Below are 2,102 nucleotides of genomic sequence, written 5' to 3'. Positions count from 1 at the left end.
TCCGGGTCAATTCGACTGTGAATGGCTGCTGTTTTCATACTTTTGAATGTGTTGCATATGCAACACATGTCAAGCTGCCAATTCTCTCACCATCGTGGAGAGTAGTCGATGCGAGCCTATGAGGTCAATCGTGCAAATGATTGTCGAATAACTGGTGCGTGATCTCGCATTGACTAGCTCGTCTGGATATACTTTCAGTCCTGCCAGAAATGGTCGAATAGACGAGTGCTTCACTTTTCATTTTATTGAATTTCATTTCGGATGGCTCTGAGTCCAGCAAAGCTGGGAACCGCTTATGACCGCTAATCACACGCTTATATTAAGATTAAATTCATTTGAACGCATCGTGCTGGATAAGCGTTCCATAAGTGGTGATAAGCGGTTAAAAATCTGGGTTCTTTTTTCTGTATATCGTAAAAGACTGGCACGGCTTTAGCCGTTGACCAGCTCTGTCTGGATATGGCCGATGGTCGTAGGTGGGCTGAAGTGCTGAATGGTGGACTGGGGGATGGGCTCTGGAGGTCTGATATTCTTCTTTTGTTTTTCAACTGGCGACTCGCCTTCGTGCTTCTGGGGGGGGCTCGATTGTAGTCATTTTTTATTTAAACGCTAAATAGATGAATAAGGCCAACATTCTTGCGAAGTAAGGCGCTGTGAGCAAAGCGACGGCTTCAATAATAGTTTTGCTTTCGGGGAGATTAAGTAATGCTTCACGCCACGGGTTGAAATGCCAGCGCATATCCAAATCCTTTCTCAGTGTCGTAGGAAAAATACCACCGCCAACGTAGAGCATCACGCAGAAAAACCATATGATTATGAGCACTGGATACGCAAATGTGAGTAAATGAAAACCGCGTAAAGCCCCGCCAATGATGCCGCAAGAAATGCCTACCAGAAACGTCTTATACGCAAAATTCCGACGGCGCATCATTTTATCCTGTTGAGCGAAAAATTCACGTTCGATTAATTGCTTTTCCTCAGGTGTTAGCTTTTTCTCCATATCGTGGAGGGGATGCGCGGAGAGTAGCGCGGCAGCGCTACTCGGAGTTGTCATCTCCCGTCTGGTTGGATGGTTGTTTTTCTTTATGCGGTGAGATTCTGCCAGCACGATTGAATGGGTAGTAGATAGTCGTTACTTTACCGAAAACTGAAGACTCGGGGACACCTCCCCAGAAGCGACTATCTAAGCTATTTCGGGAATTATCCCCGAGAACAAAATATTCATTTAAACCGACTTGAAAATTCGATTCTTTTTTTGCTCCTAACGAGGAAATCTCTGAAGCAGTTACATATGAAATCGTTGTAGGAATTCCGTCCTCCTCACTCAACTGCACTCCGTCAGCAAATACCTTATTCTCAGCGATGGAAATAGTCTCTCCTGGTAATCCGATTAGGCGCATAACGTAAAATACTTCACCCTGATCATTTGTTTGAAACTCCTTTAAGCCTGAAATATCCGATGTTGCGAAAACGATAAGATCACCTCTTTGTGGGGGGCTAAAGCAATAGCTCAATCGATTCGCGATTACATAATCTGAACCCGAAGTCGAGTCGGCGCCCATCAGTGTCGGAGCCATCGAGCCCGTTGGAATCGTGAACGTCCGCAAGACCATCGATACGGGGGTAGGCAACAGGAACAGTAGAATGAAGATCCCAAAATACAGAAACCAAAGCTGTTTCTTCATTTTTCCTGCTCGGAAGCTATCGCACAGCATGGCAATATAGAGGATTATAGAGGCGGCGAAAGCGACAATAGCTATTGGAAAGGGGATTTCTTTAAGCGCCAGAATGATTCCGGTTGCAAGGGATGCTATTGGTAGGCCGAAAAACCAAAGCACTGCGCGTTTCGGCATTCCGGCGCGAGCAAGGCCGAAGCCTGGAACAAATAAGCTCAGAACAATTCCAGGCCACCGACGCCTCTTTGTTGCAGGTTGTTCTTTGTTCATTCTTTTATCCAACGTAGAGTGTGAGTATAGATGAGCGCCAGCGAAATCTATTGTCTCACCACGACTGGTTGAACAAAGCCGCTACGCGGCGCGTGTGTATTTTAAGGTTTTCGAGAGTTAAAGGTGGGAGCCGAGCGGTCAGGCTCAGCTCCCTAT

2 protein-coding genes are annotated in these 2,102 nt (G+C 46.1%); both read right to left on the bottom strand.

The annotated features are described in order from the left end of the window. Positions 1-598: 598 nt before the first annotated feature. On the bottom strand, positions 599-1,000 hold the full coding sequence (locus QEH59_RS18430) for a hypothetical protein (RefSeq protein WP_308986854.1): 402 nt from the start codon (positions 998-1,000) through the stop codon (positions 599-601). Between the two features lie 37 nt (positions 1,001-1,037). Beyond that, positions 1,038-1,946, bottom strand: coding sequence for a signal peptidase I (gene lepB, locus QEH59_RS18425; protein WP_308986853.1), 909 nt, complete (start codon positions 1,944-1,946; stop codon positions 1,038-1,040). Positions 1,947-2,102 lie beyond the last annotated feature (156 nt).

Source organism: Thalassobacterium sedimentorum, from assembly GCF_031127905.1.
GTDB classification, from domain to species: domain Bacteria; phylum Verrucomicrobiota; class Verrucomicrobiia; order Opitutales; family Coraliomargaritaceae; genus Thalassobacterium; species Thalassobacterium sedimentorum.
Note: the sequence above shows the minus strand (reverse complement) of the source record. Positions and strands in the feature narration are given on the sequence as shown.

Excerpts from the sequence above, each read along its gene's own strand:
- lepB (WP_308986853.1), bottom strand. The coding sequence starts at position 1,946 with ATGAACAAAGAACAACCTGCAACAAAGAGGCGTCGGTGGCCTGGAATT.
- QEH59_RS18430 (WP_308986854.1), bottom strand. The coding sequence starts at position 1,000 with ATGGAGAAAAAGCTAACACCTGAGGAAAAGCAATTAATCGAACGTGAA.